At 71.7% G+C, this 20,078-nt stretch carries 16 protein-coding genes; 5 read left to right on the forward strand and 11 right to left on the reverse strand.

Features of this window, described 5'->3' with window-relative positions; genetic code table 11:
* Nucleotides 1-72: 72 nt before the first annotated feature.
* Entirely contained in the window at nucleotides 73-639 is a 567-nt protein-coding gene (locus ABZS97_RS15410; protein ID WP_356137756.1) for a DJ-1/PfpI family protein, read from the reverse strand.
* 615 nt (nucleotides 640-1,254) lie between these two features.
* On the opposite strand from ABZS97_RS15410, the gene ABZS97_RS15415 reads away from it, so the two are divergent.
* On the forward strand, nucleotides 1,255-6,210 hold the full coding sequence (locus ABZS97_RS15415) for an NAD-glutamate dehydrogenase (RefSeq protein WP_356137758.1): 4,956 nt from the start codon (nucleotides 1,255-1,257) through the stop codon (nucleotides 6,208-6,210).
* Between the two features lie 102 nt (nucleotides 6,211-6,312).
* Here ABZS97_RS15415 and ABZS97_RS15420 read toward each other — a convergent pair whose 3' ends face one another.
* Nucleotides 6,313-8,163: a serine/threonine-protein kinase gene (locus ABZS97_RS15420; protein ID WP_356137803.1), complete on the reverse strand. Its 1,851-nt coding sequence runs from the start codon at nucleotides 8,161-8,163 to the stop codon at nucleotides 6,313-6,315.
* Nucleotides 8,164-8,216: 53 nt separating this feature from the next.
* Nucleotides 8,217-9,242 (reverse strand): serine/threonine-protein kinase, encoded by a 1,026-nt coding sequence (locus ABZS97_RS15425; RefSeq protein ID WP_356137760.1) that lies wholly within the window; start codon nucleotides 9,240-9,242, stop codon nucleotides 8,217-8,219.
* A 142-nt stretch (nucleotides 9,243-9,384) separates the two neighbouring features.
* Here ABZS97_RS15425 and ABZS97_RS15430 point away from each other — a divergent pair, with 142 nt between their 5' ends.
* The gene (locus ABZS97_RS15430; protein WP_356137762.1) at nucleotides 9,385-9,915 is read left to right on the forward strand and encodes a GtrA family protein; all 531 of its coding nucleotides are present in this window, start codon (nucleotides 9,385-9,387) and stop codon (nucleotides 9,913-9,915) included.
* 35 nt (nucleotides 9,916-9,950) lie between these two features.
* On the opposite strand, the gene ABZS97_RS15435 is transcribed toward ABZS97_RS15430, so the two are convergent.
* On the reverse strand, nucleotides 9,951-10,817 hold the full coding sequence (locus ABZS97_RS15435; protein ID WP_356137805.1) for an ABC transporter ATP-binding protein: 867 nt from the start codon (nucleotides 10,815-10,817) through the stop codon (nucleotides 9,951-9,953).
* 61 nt (nucleotides 10,818-10,878) lie between these two features.
* Nucleotides 10,879-11,793: an ABC transporter permease gene (locus ABZS97_RS15440; protein WP_356137764.1), complete on the reverse strand. Its 915-nt coding sequence runs from the start codon at nucleotides 11,791-11,793 to the stop codon at nucleotides 10,879-10,881.
* Between the two features lie 173 nt (nucleotides 11,794-11,966).
* Here ABZS97_RS15440 and ABZS97_RS15445 point away from each other — a divergent pair, with 173 nt between their 5' ends.
* Nucleotides 11,967-12,593: a TetR/AcrR family transcriptional regulator gene (locus ABZS97_RS15445; RefSeq protein WP_356137766.1), complete on the forward strand. Its 627-nt coding sequence runs from the start codon at nucleotides 11,967-11,969 to the stop codon at nucleotides 12,591-12,593.
* An 11-nt stretch (nucleotides 12,594-12,604) separates the two neighbouring features.
* Here the strand turns inward: ABZS97_RS15445 and ABZS97_RS15450 are convergent, their stop codons facing one another.
* From ABZS97_RS15450 to ABZS97_RS15460, 3 genes are all read right to left on the reverse strand, one after another.
* Nucleotides 12,605-12,772, reverse strand: coding sequence for a hypothetical protein (locus ABZS97_RS15450; RefSeq protein ID WP_356137768.1), 168 nt, complete (start codon nucleotides 12,770-12,772; stop codon nucleotides 12,605-12,607).
* Between the two features lie 126 nt (nucleotides 12,773-12,898).
* A complete protein-coding gene (locus ABZS97_RS15455) occupies nucleotides 12,899-13,828 on the reverse strand; it encodes an ADP-ribosylglycohydrolase family protein (protein WP_356137770.1) in 930 nt (309 codons plus the stop codon).
* On the reverse strand, nucleotides 13,825-14,427 hold the full coding sequence (locus ABZS97_RS15460) for a TetR/AcrR family transcriptional regulator (RefSeq protein WP_356137772.1): 603 nt from the start codon (nucleotides 14,425-14,427) through the stop codon (nucleotides 13,825-13,827). The genes ABZS97_RS15455 and ABZS97_RS15460 overlap by 4 nt, the downstream gene beginning before the upstream one ends.
* Nucleotides 14,428-14,526: 99 nt before the next feature.
* Between ABZS97_RS15460 and ABZS97_RS15465 the strand changes: the two genes are divergently transcribed.
* Entirely contained in the window at nucleotides 14,527-15,438 is a 912-nt protein-coding gene (locus ABZS97_RS15465; protein WP_356137774.1) for an oxidoreductase, read from the forward strand.
* Between the two features lie 11 nt (nucleotides 15,439-15,449).
* On the opposite strand, the gene galE is transcribed toward ABZS97_RS15465, so the two are convergent.
* Both galE and ABZS97_RS15475 read right to left on the reverse strand, forming a co-directional pair.
* Nucleotides 15,450-16,433, reverse strand: coding sequence for a UDP-glucose 4-epimerase GalE (gene galE, locus ABZS97_RS15470; RefSeq protein ID WP_356137776.1), 984 nt, complete (start codon nucleotides 16,431-16,433; stop codon nucleotides 15,450-15,452).
* A gap of 94 nt (nucleotides 16,434-16,527) precedes the next feature.
* Nucleotides 16,528-17,700 carry a glycosyltransferase family 87 protein gene (locus tag ABZS97_RS15475; RefSeq protein WP_356137807.1) on the reverse strand — a complete coding sequence of 391 codons (1,173 nt, stop codon included), beginning with the start codon at nucleotides 17,698-17,700 and terminating at the stop codon, nucleotides 16,528-16,530.
* A gap of 222 nt (nucleotides 17,701-17,922) precedes the next feature.
* Here ABZS97_RS15475 and ABZS97_RS15480 point away from each other — a divergent pair, with 222 nt between their 5' ends.
* Nucleotides 17,923-19,551 (forward strand): glycosyltransferase family 39 protein, encoded by a 1,629-nt coding sequence (locus ABZS97_RS15480; protein ID WP_356137778.1) that lies wholly within the window; start codon nucleotides 17,923-17,925, stop codon nucleotides 19,549-19,551.
* On the opposite strand, the gene ABZS97_RS15485 is transcribed toward ABZS97_RS15480, so the two are convergent.
* The gene (locus tag ABZS97_RS15485; protein ID WP_356137780.1) at nucleotides 19,548-20,060 is read right to left on the reverse strand and encodes a MarR family transcriptional regulator; all 513 of its coding nucleotides are present in this window, start codon (nucleotides 20,058-20,060) and stop codon (nucleotides 19,548-19,550) included. The genes ABZS97_RS15480 and ABZS97_RS15485 overlap by 4 nt on opposite strands.
* Nucleotides 20,061-20,078 lie beyond the last annotated feature (18 nt).

The following is a 20,078-nucleotide window of genomic DNA, read 5'->3' on the forward strand; positions in this document are numbered from 1 at the left end:
CGGTGGCTGCCGGTGGGGTCGGCGGATGTTTCGCCGGCCGTAGGTAGGTAGGTCCGTCCTCCGCTGCGGGGGTCAGTTCACCGGTGCCTTCGCGCGCAGCACCGTCAGGAACTCGCGCATCCAGTGGGAGTGGTCCGGCCAGGCCCGGGACGAGACGAGCGTGCCGTCGACCACCGCCTCGGCGTCCTGGAACGACGCGCCCGCGGCCAGCATGTCCGGCTCCAGCGCCGGGTACGCCGTGACGCGGCGCCCGCGCAGCCCGTCGACGGCCGCCGTCAGGAGCGGGCCGTGGCAGATCTGGGCGATCGGCTTGTCCGTGTCGAAGAAGGCCTTGAGGATCTTGCGGAGTTCGGGGTCGTTGCGGAGGTACTCGGGGGCGCGGCCGCCGGGGATGACGAGGGCGGCGTACTGGCCGGGCTCGACGTCCGCGAACGCGAGGTCCGCGGGCCAGGTGTAGCCGGGCTTTTCGGTGTACGTGTCGAAGCCGGGTTCGAAGTCGTGGACGACGAACCGCAGCGTCTTGCGGGTGGGGGCGGCGATATGGACGTCGTAGCCCTCCTCGCGCAGGCGTTGGTACGGGTACAGGACTTCGAGGGATTCCGCTGCGTCGCCGGTGACGATCAGGATCTTCGCTGCCATGTCGCTGCGCTCCGCTCGGACGGGGGTGCGCCTCCGGTGGGCGTCATGGGCAACGTGCCTCGGCGGGGAGGTCTTGCCAAGGGGGTCTGCGCGACGGGTCGCGCAGACCGGCGCTCACGGGGGCGGCGCGACGGCCCGCGTCCGACCGGCTCCGCCGCCCCCGGCCGCCCCCAAATCTCACCCACGGCACGTCCTGCCCCCATTCGCCCCTGTGCAGAACGTCAAAGTTCCACCCCCTCTTTTGTACACATACGGCTCATGACGAGGGCCGGGTGAGGAGCGATAGCCTGGGTGGCGTGATCAGCGCGATATCTCGCGGGGGCATCGTCGCCCCTGCCCTGCGCCCGGTGAGCACGGACGACATCCGTGACCGGGCGGTCGCTGGTCTTCGCGGGTGGGACGTGCGGTGCGTACCGGCGTCGCCGAGAGCAGCGTCACAGTCTTCGTGGACGCCGAGAATGGCCGATAACCCCCCGCTCATCTCTCCCTGCGGCATAGCGTCGAACCAGACCGGACACCCCGCGTCTCGGCGTGACGTCAATGCCCATGTCATCAGGGAAGAGACCGAACTTCCTTCTACGTCACGCAACGGCGCGCGACAGGAGCCAGAGGACAATGCAGACCAAGCTGGACGAAGCAAAGGCCGAGCTGCTCGAGAGGGCCGCCCGGGTAGCTGAGAACAGCCCGGTCGGGGGGCACCTACCGACTGGGACGACGGGCGAGGGCACCCCCGACCGGGACACCGTGCTCGCGTTCCTCCAGCGCTACTACCTGCACACCGCCCCGGAGGACCTGACCGACCGCGACCCGGTCGACGTCTTCGGAGCCGCCTTCTCCCACTACCGGCTGGCCGAGATCCGCCCGCAGGGCACGGCCAATGTGCGGGTCCACACGCCGACCGTGGAGGAGAACGGCTGGACGTGCAGCCACTCCGTCGTCGAGGTCGTGACGGACGACATGCCCTTCCTGGTCGACTCCGTCACCAACGAGCTGTCCCGGCAGGGGCGCGGCATTCATGTCGTCATCCATCCGCAGTTCGTCGTACGGCGTGACCTCACCGGCAAGCTGATCGAGGTCCTGGAGGCCCGGCCGACCCCCGGTGATCTTCCGCACGACGCCCATGTCGAGTCCTGGATCCACGTCGAGATCGACCGCGAGACCGACCGCGCCGACCTCAAGCAGATCACCGCCGATCTGCTGCGCGTGCTCTCCGACGCCCGTGAGGCCGTCGAGGACTGGGAGAAGATGCGCGACGCCGCGCTGCGCATCGCCGAGGAGCTGCCCACCGAGCCGACCGCGGACGACCTGCGCGACCAGGATGTCGAAGAGGCCCGTGAGCTGCTGCGCTGGCTTTCCGACGACCACTTCACGTTCCTCGGCTACCGCGAGTACGAGCTGCGCGACGACGACTCGCTGACCGCCGTCCCGGGCACCGGGCTCGGCATCCTGCGCGCCGACCCGCAGCACGCCGGCGAGGACAGCCACCCCGTCAGCCCCTCCTTCGAGCGGCTGCCCGCCGACGCCCGCGCCAAGGCCCGCGAGCACAAGCTCCTCGTCCTGACGAAGGCCAACAGCCGGGCCACCGTGCACCGGCCGAGCTACCTCGACTACGTCGGCGTCAAGAAGTTCGACGCGAACGGCAACGTCGTCGGCGAGCGGCGCTTCCTCGGGCTCTTCTCCTCCGCGGCCTACACCGAGTCCGTGCGCCGGGTGCCCGTCGTCCGCCGCAAGGTCGAGGAAGTCCTCCGCGGCGCCGGGTTCTCACCCAACAGCCACGACGGACGCGACCTGCTCCAGATCCTGGAGACCTACCCCCGCGACGAGCTGTTCCAGACGCCCGCCGACGAACTGCGCTCCATCGTCACCTCCGTGCTCTACCTCCAGGAGCGCCGCCGACTGCGGCTCTACCTGCGCCAGGACGAGTACGGGCGCTACTACTCGGCCCTCGTCTACCTGCCGCGCGACCGCTACACCACCGGCGTACGCCTCAGGATCATCGACATCCTCAAGGAGGAGCTCGACGGCATCAGCGTCGACTTCACCGCCTGGAACACCGAGTCGATCCTCTCCCGGCTGCACTTCGTGGTCCGCGTCCCGCAGGGCACCGAGCTGCCCGAGCTGTCGGACGCCGACAAGGAGCGCATCGAGGCGCGGCTCGTCGAGGCCGCCCGCTCCTGGGCCGACGGCTTCGCGGAGGCGCTGAACGCCGAGTGCGGCGAGGAGCGCGCCGCCGAACTGCTGCGCCGCTACGGCAACGCCATCCCCGAGGGCTACAAGGCCGACCACACCCCGCGCGCCGCGGTCGCCGACCTCGTCCACCTCGAAAAGCTCACCGGCGGCAAGGGCGACACGAGTGGCACCCAGGCCTTCGCGCTCAGCCTCTACGAGCCCGTCGGCGCCGCTCCCGGCGAGCGCCGCTTCAAGATCTACCGCAGGGGCGAGTCCGTCTCCCTGTCCGCCGTCCTGCCGGTGCTCCAGCGGCTCGGCGTCGAGGTCACCGACGAGCGGCCGTACGAACTGCGCTGCTCGGACAGCACGATCGCCTGGATCTACGACTTCGGTCTGCGGCTGCCCAGGCTCCAGAACGGCAACGGCGACTACCTCGCCGACGACGCCCGCGAGCGCTTCCAGCAGGCCTTCTCCGCGACCTGGACCGGGCATGCCGAGAACGACGGCTTCAACGCCCTCGTGCTCAGCGCCGGGCTCAGCTGGCGCCAGGCGATGGTGCTGCGCGCGTACGCCAAGTACCTGCGCCAGGCCGGTTCGACGTTCAGCCAGGACTACATGGAGGACACCCTCCGCAACAACGTCCACACCACCCGGCTGCTCGTCTCCCTCTTCGAGGCGCGGATGTCGCCGGACCGCCAGCGGGCCGGCACGGAACTGACCGACGCCCTCATGGAGGAGCTGGACGCCGCTCTCGACCAGGTCGCGAGCCTGGACGAGGACCGGATCCTGCGGTCCTTCCTGACCGTCATCAAGGCGACCCTGCGCACCAACTTCTTCCAGGAGGCGCTCGGCGGACAGCCGCACGAGTACGTCTCCATGAAGTTCGACCCGCAGGCCATCCCGGAGCTTCCGGCGCCCCGGCCCGCGTACGAGATCTGGGTGTACTCGCCGCGCGTCGAAGGCGTCCACCTGCGATTCGGCAAGGTCGCCCGCGGTGGCCTGCGCTGGTCCGACCGGAGGGAGGATTTCCGGACGGAGGTCCTCGGCCTGGTCAAGGCGCAGATGGTCAAGAACACGGTCATCGTGCCGGTCGGTGCGAAGGGCGGCTTCGTCGCCAAGCAGCTGCCCGACCCGTCCGTGGACCGCGACGCGTGGCTCGCCGAGGGCATCCGCAGCTACCGGACCTTCATCTCGGCGCTGCTCGACATCACCGACAACCTGGTCGCCGGCGAGGTCGTGCCGCCCGCCGACGTCGTACGGCACGACGAGGACGACACCTACCTCGTCGTCGCCGCCGACAAGGGCACCGCGACGTTCTCGGACATCGCCAACGAGGTCGCCGAGTCGTACAACTTCTGGCTCGGCGACGCCTTCGCCTCCGGCGGCTCCGCCGGTTACGACCACAAGGGCATGGGCATCACCGCCCGCGGCGCCTGGGAGTCGGTGAAGCGCCACTTCCGGGAGCTGGGCGTGGACACCCAGTCCGAGGACTTCACGGTCGTCGGCGTCGGTGACATGTCCGGTGACGTGTTCGGCAACGGAATGCTGCTCTCCGAGCACATCCGGCTGATCGCCGCCTTCGACCACCGGCACATCTTCATCGACCCGACCCCGGTCGCGGAGACGTCGTACGCCGAGCGCCGCCGCCTCTTCGAGCTGCCGCGCTCCTCGTGGGCCGACTACGACGCCTCGCTGATCTCGTCCGGCGGCGGCATCTTCCCGCGTACCGCCAAGGCGATCCAGATCAACGCCCACATCCGCGAGGCCCTCGGCATCGAGTCGGGCATCGTCAAGATGACCCCGGCCGACCTGATGAAGGCGATCCTCAAGGCGCCGGTCGACCTGCTGTGGAACGGCGGCATCGGTACGTACGTGAAGGCGTCCACCGAGACGCACGCGGACGTCGGCGACAAGGCCAACGACGCCATCCGCGTTGACGGCGCCGACCTCGGCGTCAAGGTCGTGGGCGAGGGCGGCAACCTCGGCCTCACCCAGCTCGGCCGCATCGAGTTCGCGATGCAGGGCGGCAAGATCAACACCGACGCCATCGACAACAGCGCGGGCGTGGACACCTCCGACCACGAGGTGAACATCAAGATCCTGCTCAACGCGGTCGTCGCGGACGGCGACATGACCGTCAAGCAGCGCAACAAGGTGCTCGCCGAGATGACCGACGAGGTCGGCGGCCTGGTCCTGCGCAACAACTACGCGCAGAACGTGGCGATCGCCAACGCGCTGGCCCAGTCCGGCAGCATGCTCCACGCCCAGCAGCGCTTCATGCGCCACCTGGTCAGGGAGGGCCACCTCGACCGGGCCCTGGAGTTCCTGCCCACCGACCGGCAGATCCGCGAGCGGCTCAACTCGGGCCAGGGCCTGACCGGTCCGGAGACGGCCGTCCTCCTCGCGTACACGAAGATCACGGTCGCCGACGAGCTGCTCGCCACGTCACTGCCCGACGACCCCTACCTCCAGGGCCTGCTGCACGCGTACTTCCCGACGGCGGTGCGCGACAGGCTCCGCGAGCAGGTCGACGCGCACGCGCTGCGCCGCGAGATCGTCACGACCGTCCTGGTCAACGACACGGTCAACACGGGCGGTACGAGCTTCCTGCACCGGCTGCGCGAGGAGACGGGGGCGTCCCTGGAGGAGATCGTCCGGGCGCAGACCGCGGCCCGCGCGATCTTCAACTCCAGTGCGGTGTGGGACGCCGTCGAGGCGCTCGACAACGTGGTGGACGCGGCCGTGCAGACCCGCATCCGGCTGCACTCCCGCCGTCTCGTCGAGCGCGGCACGCGCTGGCTGCTCAACAACCGGCCGCAGCCGCTGGAGCTGAGCGGGACGATCAGGTTCTTCAAGGACCGGGTCGAGCAGGTCTGGGCCGAGCTGCCCAAGCTGCTGCGCGGCGCGGACCTGGAGTGGTACCAGCAGATCTACGACGAGCTGACGGGCGCCGGCGTCCCGGACGAACTCGCCACGCGCGTGGCCGGGTTCTCCTCCGCCTTCCCGACGCTGGACATCGTCGCGGTCGCCGACCGCGTGGACAAGGAACCGATGGCCGTGGCCGAGGTCTACTACGACCTCGCCGACCGTCTGCGGATCACCCAGCTGATGGACCGCATCATCGAACTCCCGCGCTCCGACCGGTGGCAGTCCATGGCCCGCGCGTCGATCCGTGAGGACCTGTACGCGGCCCACGCGGCGCTCACCTCGGACGTACTGGCCGTCGGCAACGGCACGTCCACGCCCGAGCAGCGCTTCAAGGCGTGGGAGGAGAAGAACGCGGCGATCCTCGGCCGGGCCCGCACCACCCTGGAGGAGATCCAGAGCTCGGACTCCTTCGACCTCGCCAACCTCTCGGTCGCCATGCGGACCATGCGAACGCTGCTGCGCACGCATTCGTAGGTGCTGCGGCCGTTCTCCGGCCTTCGCAGCTGCTACGCCGACGGGGGCGCCCCGGGCCGATCACGGCTCGGGGCGCCCCCGTCCTCAGTGTCCTCGGCGTTCTCAGTTCGCGATGTTCCAGACGGTGACGGTGCCCGAGAAGTTGGGCAGGTAGTCGGAGTCCGCCGGGCGGTCGACCGACGTGATCGTCCACATGGCGAGGTTGCCGTCGCCGGTGACCATGCAGAGGTGGTCGCCCTCGGCGATCGCCTTCTCCTTGTTGATGGACTGGGCGCTCAGCGTCTCGGTGTACGGATTCTGCTCGGCCCCCGCCCGGCATTCCTGGGGCGTGGTGCCCGACGCCTTGCCCATGGGGCGGGTGAAGGTGAGCTGCGAGTTGTCGGCGGAGAAGTCGGCGGTGTCGCTGTCCATGTAGTTGGTCGGGTCGACCTTCGGCGCGTCGAGATCGACGTACGTCGAGTCGAGCCCTCCCGCGGGCGCGCGCAGCGTCAGCGCCTTGCCTTCGAAGAGCTTGCTGTACGTGGCGTTCGCGGTCGCCTGGCTCGACGAGCCCGAGGAGCCCGACGGCGTCGGTGAACTGCCGCCCGCCTGCTGCTCCTTGGACGGGCTCGGAGACGAACTCGCCTGACTTGCCGAGCCCTTGGAGCCGTTCGCCTTGCTGTCCTTGTCCTTGTCCTTGCCCAGTATCCACACCGCCGTGCCCGCGCCCGCCGCGACGGCGAGGACGACGACGGTCGCGATGACCGCCATACGGGCGCCCCGGCGGCGCTTTGGTGCGGCCGATGTCGCCGTGGGAGCCGGCGCAGGGGAGAGGTTGTAGGTCCGGGAGTCGTAGGCCGGGGCGGGTCCGAAGCCGGCGACCGGAGTCGGGGGCGCGGTCGGAGGCCCGGCCGGAGGTGCCGTCGGAGGCGCCGTCGGGGGTGCGGCCGGAGGCGCGGCCGGCATCTGCGGAGCCGTCGGCGGGGGCGGGTTCTGGGCGACCTGCTCACGGCGGGCGATCTCCGCGCCGAGCGGGGCGGGCAGCCAGCCCTGGAAGTCGCTCAGCCCGCGGCCGGCCAACTCCTGGCACAGCGCGGCGAGTTCCTCGGTGCCGATGCGCTCGGCGGGATCCGCGGTGAGGCAGCGTTCGAGCAGGGACCGCAACGCGAGGTCGTACGAGGCCAGTTGAGGAGGTCGGTGCGCGGTGTTGGCGATCTGCGCGGCGATGGTGATGGCGCCGCCGTCGCCGTAGGGGTGGCGTCCGGTGGCCGCGACGGCGGCGATCAGGCCGAGCGAGAACACGTCCGTCGCCGGTCCGACCCGCTCGCCGAGGGCGTGCTCGGGCGACATGTACTGCGGGGTGCCGATCAGACCGCCGGACTGGGTGAGCTGGGTGGCGTCGGCGGCGCGGGCGATGCCGAAGTCGATGACGTACGGGCCGCCCGCGCCCAGCAGGATGTTGCTGGGCTTGAGGTCGCGGTGGACGACCCCCGCCGCATGGATCGCGGAGAGCGCGCGGGCCGTGGTGCCGACCAGTTGGAAGACGGCCGCGGGCGGCAGCGGGCCGAACTGCGTCAGCGCGTCGTGCAGCGGGATGCCGGGGATGAACGCCGAGGCCAGCCAGGGCAGTTCACCGCTCGTGTCATGGTCGACGACCGGCACGATGTGGTAGCCCTGCACACGGCGGGCCGCCTGCACCTCCTGCTCGAAACGGCGCCGGAAGTCGTGATCCTGGCCGTACTCGCGGCGGATCACCTTCAGGGCGACCGGCTGCCCGCCGCGGGTGCGCGAAAGGTAGACGGTGCCCATGCCGCCCTCGCCGATCCGCGCCAGCAGGTGGTACCCGGCGGTCTCTCTCGGGTCCTGCGGCCCCAGGGGACTGAGGATGTCGCCTGTGCTGGTAGTGATGGGAGCCTCCCCCGTGCGCTGCCTGACTCCTGTGCCGCTCCTGACACTTGAGCGCTCAGAGCTTATACGCCGCCTACGACATCCCGTGGGCGCGTTCGGTTCCCCGCTTCACCCGTCCGCTACGGTTCCCGGCGCACCCGCCGCTGCCACTCCGCGTCCCGCACGGTCAGCGGGGCCGTCGGCGGCACGGCCCGCACGGTCGGGGCCTCGGCGAGGGCGAGGGTGCGCAGCGAGGCCTCGATGGTGTTCACGTGCGTCGCGACCGGGCCGGGCAGCCAGCCGGTGAAGTCCCGTACGTCCCGGCGGGCGGCGCCCGCGCAGTGCTCGGCGAGTTCGGCGGCGGATGGCCGGGCGGCCGGATCGGCGGCCAGGCAGCGGCGTACGACGTCGAGGAGGGGGCGCTGCATGCCGTCGAGGGCGGGTGGCTGCTGCTCGGTGCCCGCGATGCGCGCGGCGATCGCGAGGCCGTTGCCGCGGCCGAAGGGATGCTGTCCGGTGGCGGCCTCGGCGGCGAGCAGTCCGAGCGCGAAGACGTCGGCCGCGGAGGTCACCGGGCGCCCGAGGGCGTGCTCGGGGGACATGTAGCGCGGGGTGCCCACCAGCCGGCCCGCGGTGGTGAGCGTCGCGGCACCGGCGGCCCGCGCGATGCCGAAGTCGAGCAGCCAGGGGCCGTCCGCCGCGAGCAGCAGGTTGCCCGGCTTCATGTCGCGGTGGATCACTCCGGCCGTGTGGACGGAGTCGAGCGCGTACGCGGTGCAGGCGAGCAGCTGCAGCACGGCGGGGACCGGGAGCGGGCCGTGCGCCCGCAGGGCCTCGTCGAGGGGCACGCCCGGGACGTACCGGGTGGCGAGCCAGGGCCGTTCGCCGGAGGCGTCGTGGTCGACGACGGGGACCAGGTGGTAGCCGGAGACCCGGCGGGTGGCGGCCACCTCGCGGGCGAAGCGCTCCCGGAACTCGGGGCTGTCCGCGTACTCGCGGCGCACCAGTTTCAGGGCGACCGGCTGGCCGCCGCGGGTGTGCGAGAGGTAGACGGTGCCCATGCCGCCCTCGCCGATCCGGGCGCGCAGCGGGTACCCGGCGATCTCCCGTGGATCCTCCGGCCGCAGCGGCTTCGGCAGCGCGCTCTGCATGGCTCGGCCCCCCATCTCTTCGGCCCCTTCGGCCTGCCTGATTCTCTTGTTCGCGCCTTGGGGAATTCAAGCTCGGAACTTACCTTTTACTGCTAAAAGGGATATTTCAGCTAAGGTTGGCCCGATTGTCAGACGGATCGTGTGGAGGCTCGGACCCGTGACTGTGAACCTCTCCGAGGGGCGGGCCGCCACCGGCCGCCGTGTCCCCGAGAGCGCCCCGCCCGCAGACCCGCCTGCGGACCCGCCCGCCGCCGCCCGCCCCGGGGGCCTGGCGCGGGCGCGTCGGCTCGTCCTCGAAGTCGCGAGGTTCGGCCTCGTCGGCGGCAGCGGAGTCGCGGTCAACTTCCTCGTCTTCAACCTTCTGCTGCACGGCCTGAAGTGGTGGCCGACGCCCGCCACGGTGCTCGCCAGCTGCGTCGCCATGGCCACCAACTACGTCGGCTTCCGCTTCTTCGCCTACCGCGACCGGGCCTCGCGCACCCGCCGCCAGATCGTGCTGTTCTTCGTCTTCAGCGGCCTCGGCGTCGCGATGGAGACCGTGCTCTTCTACGCCGGCTACCACGGCCTGGGCATGGACGGCCCGTACGGCTCGAACATCGCCAAGGCCGTCTCCATCGTCCTCGCCTCGGCGTTCCGCTTCCTGGTCTACCGGACGTGGGTGTTCCAGCACGACGGCCGCCGCCCCTGACGGGTCCGGGCGACGGCCGCCGCCCCTGACAGGCCTCAGGCGACGGCCACGGTCTTCGGGGCCGGCTTCGCGCTCTTCGCCGGCTTGTCGCTCCCGCCGGTGAACGCCTCGTACTCCTTGAGGACGTCCTCCGTGGGGCCGTCCATGCGCAGTTCGCCGCGCTCCAGCCACAGGACGCGGTCGCAGGTGTCGCGGATCGACTTGTTGTTGTGGCTGACCAGGAAGACCGTGCCCGCGTGCTTGCGCAGTTCGCGGATGCGGGCCTCGGAGCGCTTCTGGAAGGAGCGGTCGCCGGTGGCGAGGGCCTCGTCGATCATCAGGACGTCGTGGTCCTTGGCGGCGGCGATGGAGAAGCGCAGCCGGGCCGCCATGCCGGAGGAGTACGTCCGCATGGGCAGCGTGATGAAGTCGCCCTTCTCGTTGATGCCGGAGAAGTCGACGATGTCCTCGTAGCGCTCCTTGATCTGCTCGCGGGACATGCCCATGGCGAGACCGCCGAGGAAGACGTTCCGCTCGCCGGTCAGGTCGTTCATCAGGGCCGCGTTGACGCCGAGCAGGGAGGGCTGGCCGTCGGTGTAGATCTTGCCGTTCTCGACGGGGAGCAGTCCGGCGACCGCCTTGAGGAGGGTCGACTTTCCGGAGCCGTTGGTGCCGATCAGACCGATGGCCTCGCCGCGGTACGCGGTGAAGGACACGTTCCGCACGGCGTGCACCTTGCGGACGCCCGAGGCCTGCTCGGTCTGCTTGCGGCGCAGCATGCGGTTGAGCGCGGCGGTGGCGCTGCCGCGGCCCGCGCCCGTGCCGTTGACGCGGTAGACGATGTCGACGCCGGCGGCGATGACGGTGGGGATCTTCGCGTCGGTGGGGCCCGGGGACGCGCCCGGGGTGAAGTCACCGCTCATGCCTTCGTCGACGGCCCTGTCGGCGCTCTCGTCGATGCCCTTGTTGATGCCCTTGTTGATGTCAGCCACGGCCGTACGTCTCCTCAGCCTTCCAGAAGTAGATGAAACCGCCGACGCCGGCGAGCAGCGCCCAGCCCGTCGCCAGCGCCCACACGTGGGGCGGCAACTGGCTGGAGTGGAAGCTGTCGATCAGGGCGTACCGCATCAGGTCGATGTAGACGACGGCCGGGTTGCACTGCAGCGCGTCCTTCAGGAGAGGGGAGCGGCCGGCCAGCATCTTGTCGAGGCTCCACATGACGCCGGACACGTACATCCAGGTGCGCAGCACGAACGGCATCAGCTGCGCGATGTCCGGTGTCCTGGCGCCGAGCCGGGCCACGATCATCGCGACGCCCGCGTTGAAGACGAACTGCAGCACCAGGACGGGCACCGCGAGCAGCCAGGAGGCGCTGAGCGGAACGCCGAAGCAGAGCAGGATCACGACGAGCGCGGCCATCGAGAACAGCAGCTGCTGGAGCTGCTGGAGGGCGAAGGAGACGGGCAGCGCGGCGCGCGGGAAGTGCAGCGCGCGCACCAGGCCCAGGTTGCCGGCGATGGCCCGGGTGCCCGTCATGATCGAGCTCTGCGTGAACGTCCAGATGAAGACGCCGGTGACCAGGAACGGCACGAAGTCCGCCACATGGCGCTTGGTGTTCATCAGCACGCCGAAGATGAAGTAGTAGACCGCCGCGTTCAGCAGGGGGGTCATCACCTGCCAGACCTGGCCGAGCTTCGCCTGGCTGTACTGGGCGGTGAGCTTGGCGGTGGCGAAGGCGGTGATGAAGTGGCGCCGCGCCCACAGCTGGCGGACGTACGCGGGCAGGGTCGGGCGGGCGCCGCTGACGGCCAGGCCGTAACGGGCGGCGAGTGCCTCGGCGGTCTCGGCCGTCGGAGGTGTCGCGGTCGCGGGGGGCGGTGTGTCGAGGACCTGGCTCACATCCGCTGCTTTCGCTCGGGGGGCGTGGGGTGCGCGGTCCGCCCTGGGACGTTTCTTACGTCGTCCTTGCCGTCTTCTTACGTCGGGACGGGACCGTATCGTCGCAACGTGAGAGTAGGGCGTTTCCACGTCGGAACGCAACCGTTTCGTCGTAACGCCCTATGCTGGTCCGTATGACGACCAACGCCGACTCCGCCCCGACGCGTCCGCGCCGCAGGGCCCCCGCGGGGGCGGCCGTGCTCCGGGAGGATGTGACCGAGGCCATCCAGGCCGCGGTCTTCGAGGAACTCGCGGCCGTCGGGTACGCGCGCATGTCCATCGAGGGCATCGCGCGCCGCGCGGGAGTCGGCAAGACGGCGGTGTACCGCCGCTGGCGGTCCAAGCTGCACCTGGTGCTGGACCTGGTCTCGGCGGTGGCGGTGCAGGGCCTGCCCGCGCCGGACACGGGGTCCCTCGAAGGGGACCTGCGGCTGCTCTACGAGGTCATGTCACGCGCCCTGCGTCACCCCGTGGCCGGCCAGATCATTCCGGACCTGCAGGCCGAGGCGGCCCGCAACCCGGAGATCGCCGAGGCCATGCAGAAGGCGCTGCGCGAGGGGCAGCAGGGGGTCGCGAGCGGGATCGTGGCGGCCGCGGCCGCGCGCGGCGAGGTCCGCGAGGACATCGACGCGGACCTCGCGCTCGACGTCATCTCCGGGCCGCTGTACTGGCGTTCGGTGGTCGTGCGCGCACCGAAGCCGCCGAAGGGATACCTGCCGAGCCTGGCGCGGGCCACGGCGGCGGCGCTCAAGGCGCTGTAGGCCTCCGGGGCTCAGGCGCCCGGGCGGCGGCGGGTCGCGAGCAGACCGAGGCCGGCCGCGAGCGAGACGCTGCCGGTGGCGACGCTGGCCAGGACCTCCTGCGTACCGTCGAATGTGTTACTGCTCGCGATGTTGGCGCCGAGGGCGACGAGGAACACGAACCAGAGCAGCGGCCTCATGAGCGGCGTTTCCTTCCGAGCGGGGTGCGGTGGACCTTCCGGGATCAACCATGCCGCCCGCGGGCCGCTCGCGCGGTGGAGTTTTCTCCCCAAAACACGAAAACGATCGCAGGCGCCGCCGAATCCTCAGCCGGCCAACCTGCGCGCCAGCTCCGTCAGTTCCGCCGCCCTCAGCACCCGGTCGCCGAATCCCGGCAGCGGCACGTGCAGCGGCTCGGTCCACCGCCGGGGGATGGCGCCCGCCCCGTACACGGCTCCCGCCAGGCCGCCCGTCACGGCGGCGACGGTGTCCGTGTCGCCGCCGAGGTCGACGGCCGCGCGTACGGCGTCCTCGTAGGAGGAGGTGGTCCGCAGGGCCCAGACGGCGGAGCCCAGGCACGGCCAGACGGCGCCGTTGAACTCGGTGGCGAGGTCGGGGTGCCAGTCCGGGGCGAGAACGACGCCGTACCGTTCGCGGTGGTCGGGGTGGACGAGCGCGAGCGTCTCGGGCAGCGCGGCGAGCGGGTCGGCGCCGTCCAGCGCGACGCGGACCAGCTCGTGGAAGACGGCCGTACCCTCCCAGGCGGCCCGGTCTCCGTGCGTGAGGGCGGCGATGCGGCGCCCGGCCTCCATGGTGGCCTCCCGCCCGTCCCGCGCGAAGTGCACGGCGGAGGTGGCGGCCCGCATCAACGCCCCGTTCCCCGCTGCCCGTTGGCTGACCTGGAAATGCAGGGAGGCGGCGAGGTCCCAGGGGTCGCCGCTGCCGAGGACCGCCTCGGTCTGCAGACCGATGTCCTTGGGGTCCGACGCCGCCCATCGCTGGAACCGCCGGAAGACATCCGGGAGCCGGAGCTCACCGCACTCGAGGAGCGACTCGCCCACCAGGACGGCCATCTGTGTGTCGTCGGTGGCCTCGCCGGGATCCCAGCCGCCGCCTCCGCACATCTCGCCGCCGTGCCCCGCCGCCGGGAAGCGTGCGCTGAACGCCCCTTCGGGTCCGAACTCGAAGGGTGCGCCGAGGGCGTCGCCCACGGCGGAGCCCAGGATCGCTCCCGTGGAGGCATCCGGCGTGCTCATCCGCGCGCGTCCGGGGCGCAGCCGCGCAGGACGTAGGCGGTGATGTCGTTCAGGCCGGACTCGACCGCCCCTTCGGGGAGGGAGCCGCTGACGGCGAGGCTGGCGAAGCCGTGGAGGGTGCTGAAGATCGGGGTGGCGATGCTCTCCACCGATCCTTCGCGCACCTCGCCGGCGCGCTGACCCTCGGTGATCACGGCGAGGGCCAGGGCGCCCAGCTGCTGGGAGGCCTTGACGAGGGCCTCGGACGCCGACGGGTCGTGCTTGATCGAGTACATGAGGTCCAGCAGCTCGGCGTTGTCGCCGGCGAAGCCGACGTAGGCGCGGGCGAAGGCGTCGATCCGGTCGGCGAACGCGCTGCCCACCCCCTCCTGAGAGGCGCCCAGGGTCGCTCCGAGCCGGTCGAAGCCGAGCAGGGCCAGCCCGTCCAGCAGGGCCTGCTTGTCCTTGAAGTGACGGCTCGGCGCGGCGTGGCTGACACCGAGGTCGCGGGCCAGCTCGCGTAGGGACAGCTCGGCCGGGCCCTTCTCGCGGAGGGTCTCCTCGGCGCGGGTCAGTAGCGCGGCGCGCAGGTCTCCGTGGTGGTAGCGACGAGTCTGCATGACGTGAGTGTATCGGTCATGCAGTCACCGTCTACATTGTTGGCGCCGACACCATTGTTGGCGTTGACAGCATTGTTGGCGACGCCTACATTGGCGGGCATGGCAGACAACCGGAAGTGGAACGCGAGCGACATCCCCGACCAGACCGGCCGCACGGCCGTCGTCACGGGCGCCAACAGCGGACTCGGCATCGCCACCGTCGAGGCGCTGGCCGGCGCGGGCGCCCATGTGGTGCTCGCCGTACGGGACGTGGGGCGCGGCGAGGCGGCCGCGGCCACCGTCAAGGGCAGCGTCGAAGTGCGCCGCCTGGACCTCGCCGACCTCGCCTCCGTGCGCGAGTTCGCCGCCGGCTGGCAGGGCCGCCTGGACCTGCTGATCAACAACGCCGGCGTCATGAACGTCCCGGAGTCGAGCACCAAGGACGGCTTCGAGACGCAGTTCGGCACCAACCACCTCGGGCACTTCGCCCTGACCAACCTGCTGCTGCCGCACATCACCGACCGCGTGGTCACCGTGTCGTCCGGCGCGCACAAGATGCCGGGCAGCCCGCGCATCAACTTCGGCAACCTGAACCTCACCGGCGAGTACGCGCCGATCACCGCGTACAGCCAGTCCAAGCTGGCCAACCTGCTGTTCACCCTGGAGCTGCAGAGCCGCCTCGCCGAGGCGGGCTCGTCCGTACGCGCCCTGGCCGCGCACCCCGGCTGGGCCTCCACCGGCCTCCAGGGCCACGACGCCAGCGCGCTGCGCCGCGTCCTCATGAAGGTGGGCAACCGGTTCATCGCCCAGGACAACAAGGCGGGCGCCCTGCCCACGCTCTACGCCGCCGTCCAGGACCTCCCCGGCGCGAGCTACGTCGGACCCGACGGCTTCGGCGAGATGCGCGGCGCCCCGGCCCTGGTCGGCCGCTCCGCCGCGGCCAGCGACCCGGTGTCGGCGCTGCGCCTGTGGACGGCCTCGGAGGAACTGACCGGTGTCACGTTCCCCGAACCGGCGGCAGTAGGCGCATAGCTGACGGGCAGTCAGGCGCGGGCCGCCTCCGGGTGCAGCCGCACCCAGCCCTCCCAGGCCGACGTGATCATGTCCTCGACGTCGTGCTTCGCCGTCCAGCCCAGCTCTGCCGCGATGCGGTCGGCCGAGGCGACGACCCGGGCCGGGTCGCCCGGGCGGCGGGCGGTGACCGTCGGGGGCAGGTCGTAGCCGGTGATCGCGTTGATCCGGTCGATCATCTCGCGGACCGAAACGCCTTCGCCGCGGCCGATGTTGAGGGTCATGTCCGTGCCCGCGGCGGCGGACAGGCGCCGGGCGGCGGCGACATGGGCCTCCGCCAGGTCCACCACGTGGATGTAGTCGCGGACGCAGGTGCCGTCGGTGGTGGCGTAGTCGTCGCCGAAGACACGCGGCGCCGCACCCTCGGTGAGCTTCTCGAAGACCATCGGGACGAGGTTGAAGACGCCGGTGTCCGCCAGCTCGGGCGCGGCAGCCCCCGCCACGTTGAAGTAGCGCAGGGACGCCGTGGACAGGCCCGTCGCCCGGCCCGTGGCACGCACCAGCCACTCACCCACGAGCTTTGTCTCGCCGTACGGGCTCATCGGCGCGCACGGCGTCTCCTCCGTCACCGGATCCACGTCCGGCATCCCGTACACCGCCGCTGAGGAGGAGAACACGAAGGAGGGAACCCCGGCGTCCGTCACGGCGGACAGCAGCACCCGCAGGCCCTCCACGTTCTCGCGGTAGTAGTGCAGGGGAAGGTCCACGGACTCGCCGACCTGCTTCTTCGCCGCCAGGTGTACGACGCCGGTGACCGCGTGCTCCTTCAGGGCCCGGGCCAGCAGCTCGCCGTCGAGGGTGGAGCCGACGACCAGCGGGACGCCGTCGGGGATCCGTTCGGCGATGCCCGTGGACAAGTCGTCGTAGACGACGGCCTGTTCGCCCGCCTCGCGCATCGCCCGGACGACGTGTGCGCCGATGTATCCGGCGCCCCCTGTGATCAGCCAGGTGGTCATGTCGGGCGATCCCCTCTCGGTGTCTCTGCGTGCGCGCCTGCGGCGGTCGCGTATCAGTGAAGCAGGCGGGCGGGGGCGCGACGCGCGCTGTCGGTCATTCCTCACCATCCGGGCGTCCCGCGGCCGGTGCGCGGCCCGAACGCCAGAGGCGGGCGAAGGCCAGGACCGCCGCCGACGCCAGCAGGCCGTTGCGGACGAACATCAGCAGGCAGCCCGTCCAGGTGCAGGCCATGACCTCCCCGTACAGCACGGGATACGCCACGGAGCTGACCGCCGTCGCCGCCACCACCAGCGCCGCCACCGGGCGCTGCGTGGTGTGCCGCGAGGTCAGGCACACGGCGGACAGACCGAGCAGCCACACCATGTACTGCGGGCTGATCACCCGGCTCGTCACGGTGAACAGGAGCACGGCGGCGAGCGCGGCGTCGTACGGGGTCGCGGGCGTCCAGCGCCGTGCGCGCACCCGCCACAGCAGCAGGAGCGCGAAGGCGGCGAGGGTGAGGGCGAGGGAGACGGCCGCGACCGTCGAGACGTACGGGCCGACGAACTCCATGGCGCCGTACCGGTAGCGCACGGCGCCCTGCCAGCCGGCGTGCCGGGCGAAGGCCAGTGCCGTGCCGCCGAGCGACTCGATCTGCACGCCCCGGCCGCCCTGTTGGCGCAGGAAGTCGAACGGGTTGCTGAACAGCGTGGCCAGCGCGACGAGCAGCGCGGCCGCCGTGACCGCCGCCGACGTCCACGCCTCCCGTGTCGTACGCCCTCTCGGCGTGCCCAGCAGCGCGAGTGCCGGCCAGACCTTCACCAGGGCGCCCAGCGCCGCGAACGCGCCGCACGCGCGCGTGGAGCGCGCCGACGTCAACAGGGAGATGACGGCGAAGGCGGTGACCTGGACGTCGTAGCGGGCCAGCGGGATGTGCAGGAGCAGGGGGAGCGCGGCGACCCACAGGAGCGCGCCGTGGAGCGTGCGCGCCTGGGGGTGCCTCCCGTCCCGGGGGCGGGTGCCCGCGCGCGCCAGCGCGATCGCGATCGCACCGTCCGCCACGAGCGTGAGCGCCACGAACGCCTGGAAGTACGTCAGCCCCGGCAGCAGCGCGGGCGAGAGCAGCACCGGTCCGGCGCCCGGCGGGTACTGCCACATCCGGTCGTCCACCGGATAGGAGCCGTGCGACAGGACGCCGTACCAGCGGAAGTACAGCCGGTTCACCTCGTGCGACACCCCGCCGCCGCCGAGCCGGGCGAGGCTGTCGTGGGCGAGCAGCCACAGCATCGCGCCGCGGGTGGCGAGCCAGCCGACGGCCAGGCTGGTGAGAGGGAGCAGCGGGCTGCGTGCTGCGGCGGTGGAGGAAGGGGCGGGGAGTGCGGGCGGCGCGGAAGTGATCGTCGAAGCTCTCATCAACGCCGCATCGTAAGCCGCACGGATGGGGAATAACGGACGATACGCTGTCAATACCCTTCAAAGGTTTTCTCATCGCACAAAATCGGGCCCGTGATGAGTCTCATGGGGATCACGCGGGCCCGGCGGTCGGATGTCACGCTCCCGGAGGTCACGGCCGCACCCGCAGCTGCCTCCGCGGCCGCGCGTCCGCCCTCGCTCGTCGCCGTCTGTGTGCCCGTGCTCGTCATGCTCGGCGTCGGCCTCTGGGGCCTCGACCGCGGCGGCATGTGGCGCGACGAGGCGGTCACCTTCCAGGTCGCACGGCGCTCCGTGCCGCAGATCTGGCACCTGCTGCACCACGTGGACGCCGTCCACGGCCTCTACTACCTGCTCATGCACGCCGCACTCGCCCCGCACCCGAGCGAGATCGCCCTCCGCCTCCCCTCGGTCTGCGGGGCCGCCGCGACCGCGGGTTTCGTGGCCGCCCTCGGCGTACGCCTGGGCCGCCCGCGGGTCGGGCTGTGGGCGGGCCTGCTGTACTCCGTGACGCCGCTCGGCGGGTACTACGCGCAGGAAGGACGGTCGTACGCACTGGTCGCGGCCGGTGCGGCAGGGGCGACGCTGCTCCTGGTGGAGACCCTCCGTGCCCCCCGCCCCGCGCGATGGGGGGCGTACGCCGGAGCCGTCGCCGTCACATGTCTGCTGCACGAACTCGCGGTGGTGCTGCTCCTCGCGCACGCGGCGACCCTGGCGACGGCGCGGGTGCCTTGGCGGGTGTGGCGCGGATGGGCCTGCGCCGCCGGCGCCGCGCTCCTGGCCCTGCTGCCGCTGGCCCTCGTCTCGCACGCGCAGTCGGCGCAGGTCGCGTGGCTGGCGGTGCCGGGGGCGGGCAGCGCGGAGCATCTGCTGCGGGAGTTCACGGGACCCGCCGAGCCCGTCGTCGTGCCGTACCTGGTGCTCATCGCCGTGGCGCTGCGCCCGTCCCGCGAACGGCGGCCGGGAACACCGTCCCTCGCGGCGGTCGCCCTGCCGCTGATGATGCTCCCGCCCGCGGCGCTCTTCGCCGTGTCCCGTGTCGTGCCGCTGTACGACGAGCGGTACGTGCTGTACGCCCTGGCGGGGGCGCCGCTGCTCGCTGCCGCGGGGGCCGACCGGCTGGCGGGCGGCGCCGCCCGGCGGTGGAAGGCGTGCGGGCCGCGGGACGCGGAGCGGTCGCCCGGACGGCTCGCCGCCCCCCTCGCCCCTGCCGTCGGCGTCCTGGCCGTCGCCCTCGTCCTCGCCTGGCAGCTCCCCCTCCTGCGCGAGGACCGCGCCCCCGAGGGCCGCCCCGACAACCTCGCGGCCCTCCCCGCCGTCGCCGCGCGCACGCTGCGGCCCGGGGAGCCCGTCCTGTTCCTGCCGTCGATCGGGCGACGCTCGGCGTTGGCGTACCCCGAGGCGTTCCGCGGGGTGCGGGACGTCGCGCTCGCGGTGCCGGCGGCGGAGTCCGGGACGCTCTACGGCGTGGAGGCGGGGCCGCGGGAGCTGAGGCGGCGGCTCGCACGGCTCGACCATGTGTGGGTGGTCACCGAGCGGTTCGCGCTGCGGCCGGCCTGGTATCCCCGGGACCCCGCCGAGCGGGTCAAACTCGCCGTGGTCGACGAGGAGTTCGTGCCCCGCGAGGAGATCGCCCGCAGGGGCGCGACGCTGCGTCTGTTCGTACGCCGCCCACCCACCGACTCGCTCGGCCCGGAGCTGCCCTAGCCGCAGCCCGGCGTGTCCTCCAGCGCGGAGGGGTCCAGCTCCGCCGAGTCCAGCGCCGAGGTCAGCCGGTCGAGGCGGGTCCGCAGTTCCGCGATCTCGGTGAGCTTCAGGCTTGTCGCGGCGGCGATCCGGCGCGGGACGAGCAGGGCGCGTTCGCGCAGCGCCGTGCCCTCGTCGGTGAGGTGGACGTGCACGGAGCGCTCGTCGTGGGCGCTGCGCTCGCGGCGGACCAGACCGGCCGTCTCCAGCCGCTTGAGCAGCGGTGACAGCGTTCCGGAGTCGAGCCGCAGGTGCTCGCCCAGCTTCTTGACGGGCAGCTCGCCGTGCTCCCACAGCACCAGCATCACCAGGTACTGGGGATAGGTGAGCCCGAGGTCCTTGAGGACGACGCGGTAGACGCCGTTGAAGGCGCGCGACGCGGCGTTCAGGGAGAAGCAGATCTGCTGGTCGAGGCGCAGGTAGTCCTCGGCTGACGGTGCCTCGGTGGGCGGGAGGGATGTGGCGGTCATGCCTCCAGGATAGACCTG

Source organism: Streptomyces sp. NPDC005485 (assembly GCF_040606085.1).
GTDB lineage: Bacteria > Actinomycetota > Actinomycetes > Streptomycetales > Streptomycetaceae > Streptomyces.

Coding starts and splice junctions, on each gene's coding strand:
- ABZS97_RS15410 (WP_356137756.1), bottom strand. CDS start 639: ATGGCAGCGAAGATCCTGATCGTCACCGGCGACGCAGCGGAATCCCTC.
- ABZS97_RS15415 (WP_356137758.1), top strand. CDS start 1,255: ATGCAGACCAAGCTGGACGAAGCAAAGGCCGAGCTGCTCGAGAGGGCC.
- ABZS97_RS15425 (WP_356137760.1), bottom strand. CDS start 9,242: ATGGGGGGCCGAGCCATGCAGAGCGCGCTGCCGAAGCCGCTGCGGCCG.
- ABZS97_RS15435 (WP_356137805.1), bottom strand. CDS start 10,817: ATGAGCGGTGACTTCACCCCGGGCGCGTCCCCGGGCCCCACCGACGCG.
- ABZS97_RS15445 (WP_356137766.1), top strand. CDS start 11,967: ATGACGACCAACGCCGACTCCGCCCCGACGCGTCCGCGCCGCAGGGCC.
- ABZS97_RS15450 (WP_356137768.1), bottom strand. CDS start 12,772: ATGAGGCCGCTGCTCTGGTTCGTGTTCCTCGTCGCCCTCGGCGCCAAC.
- ABZS97_RS15455 (WP_356137770.1), bottom strand. CDS start 13,828: ATGAGCACGCCGGATGCCTCCACGGGAGCGATCCTGGGCTCCGCCGTG.
- ABZS97_RS15460 (WP_356137772.1), bottom strand. CDS start 14,427: ATGCAGACTCGTCGCTACCACCACGGAGACCTGCGCGCCGCGCTACTG.
- ABZS97_RS15465 (WP_356137774.1), top strand. CDS start 14,527: ATGGCAGACAACCGGAAGTGGAACGCGAGCGACATCCCCGACCAGACC.
- galE (WP_356137776.1), bottom strand. CDS start 16,433: ATGACCACCTGGCTGATCACAGGGGGCGCCGGATACATCGGCGCACAC.
- ABZS97_RS15475 (WP_356137807.1), bottom strand. CDS start 17,700: ATGCTGTGGCTGCTCGCCCACGACAGCCTCGCCCGGCTCGGCGGCGGC.
- ABZS97_RS15480 (WP_356137778.1), top strand. CDS start 17,923: ATGAGTCTCATGGGGATCACGCGGGCCCGGCGGTCGGATGTCACGCTC.
- ABZS97_RS15485 (WP_356137780.1), bottom strand. CDS start 20,060: ATGACCGCCACATCCCTCCCGCCCACCGAGGCACCGTCAGCCGAGGAC.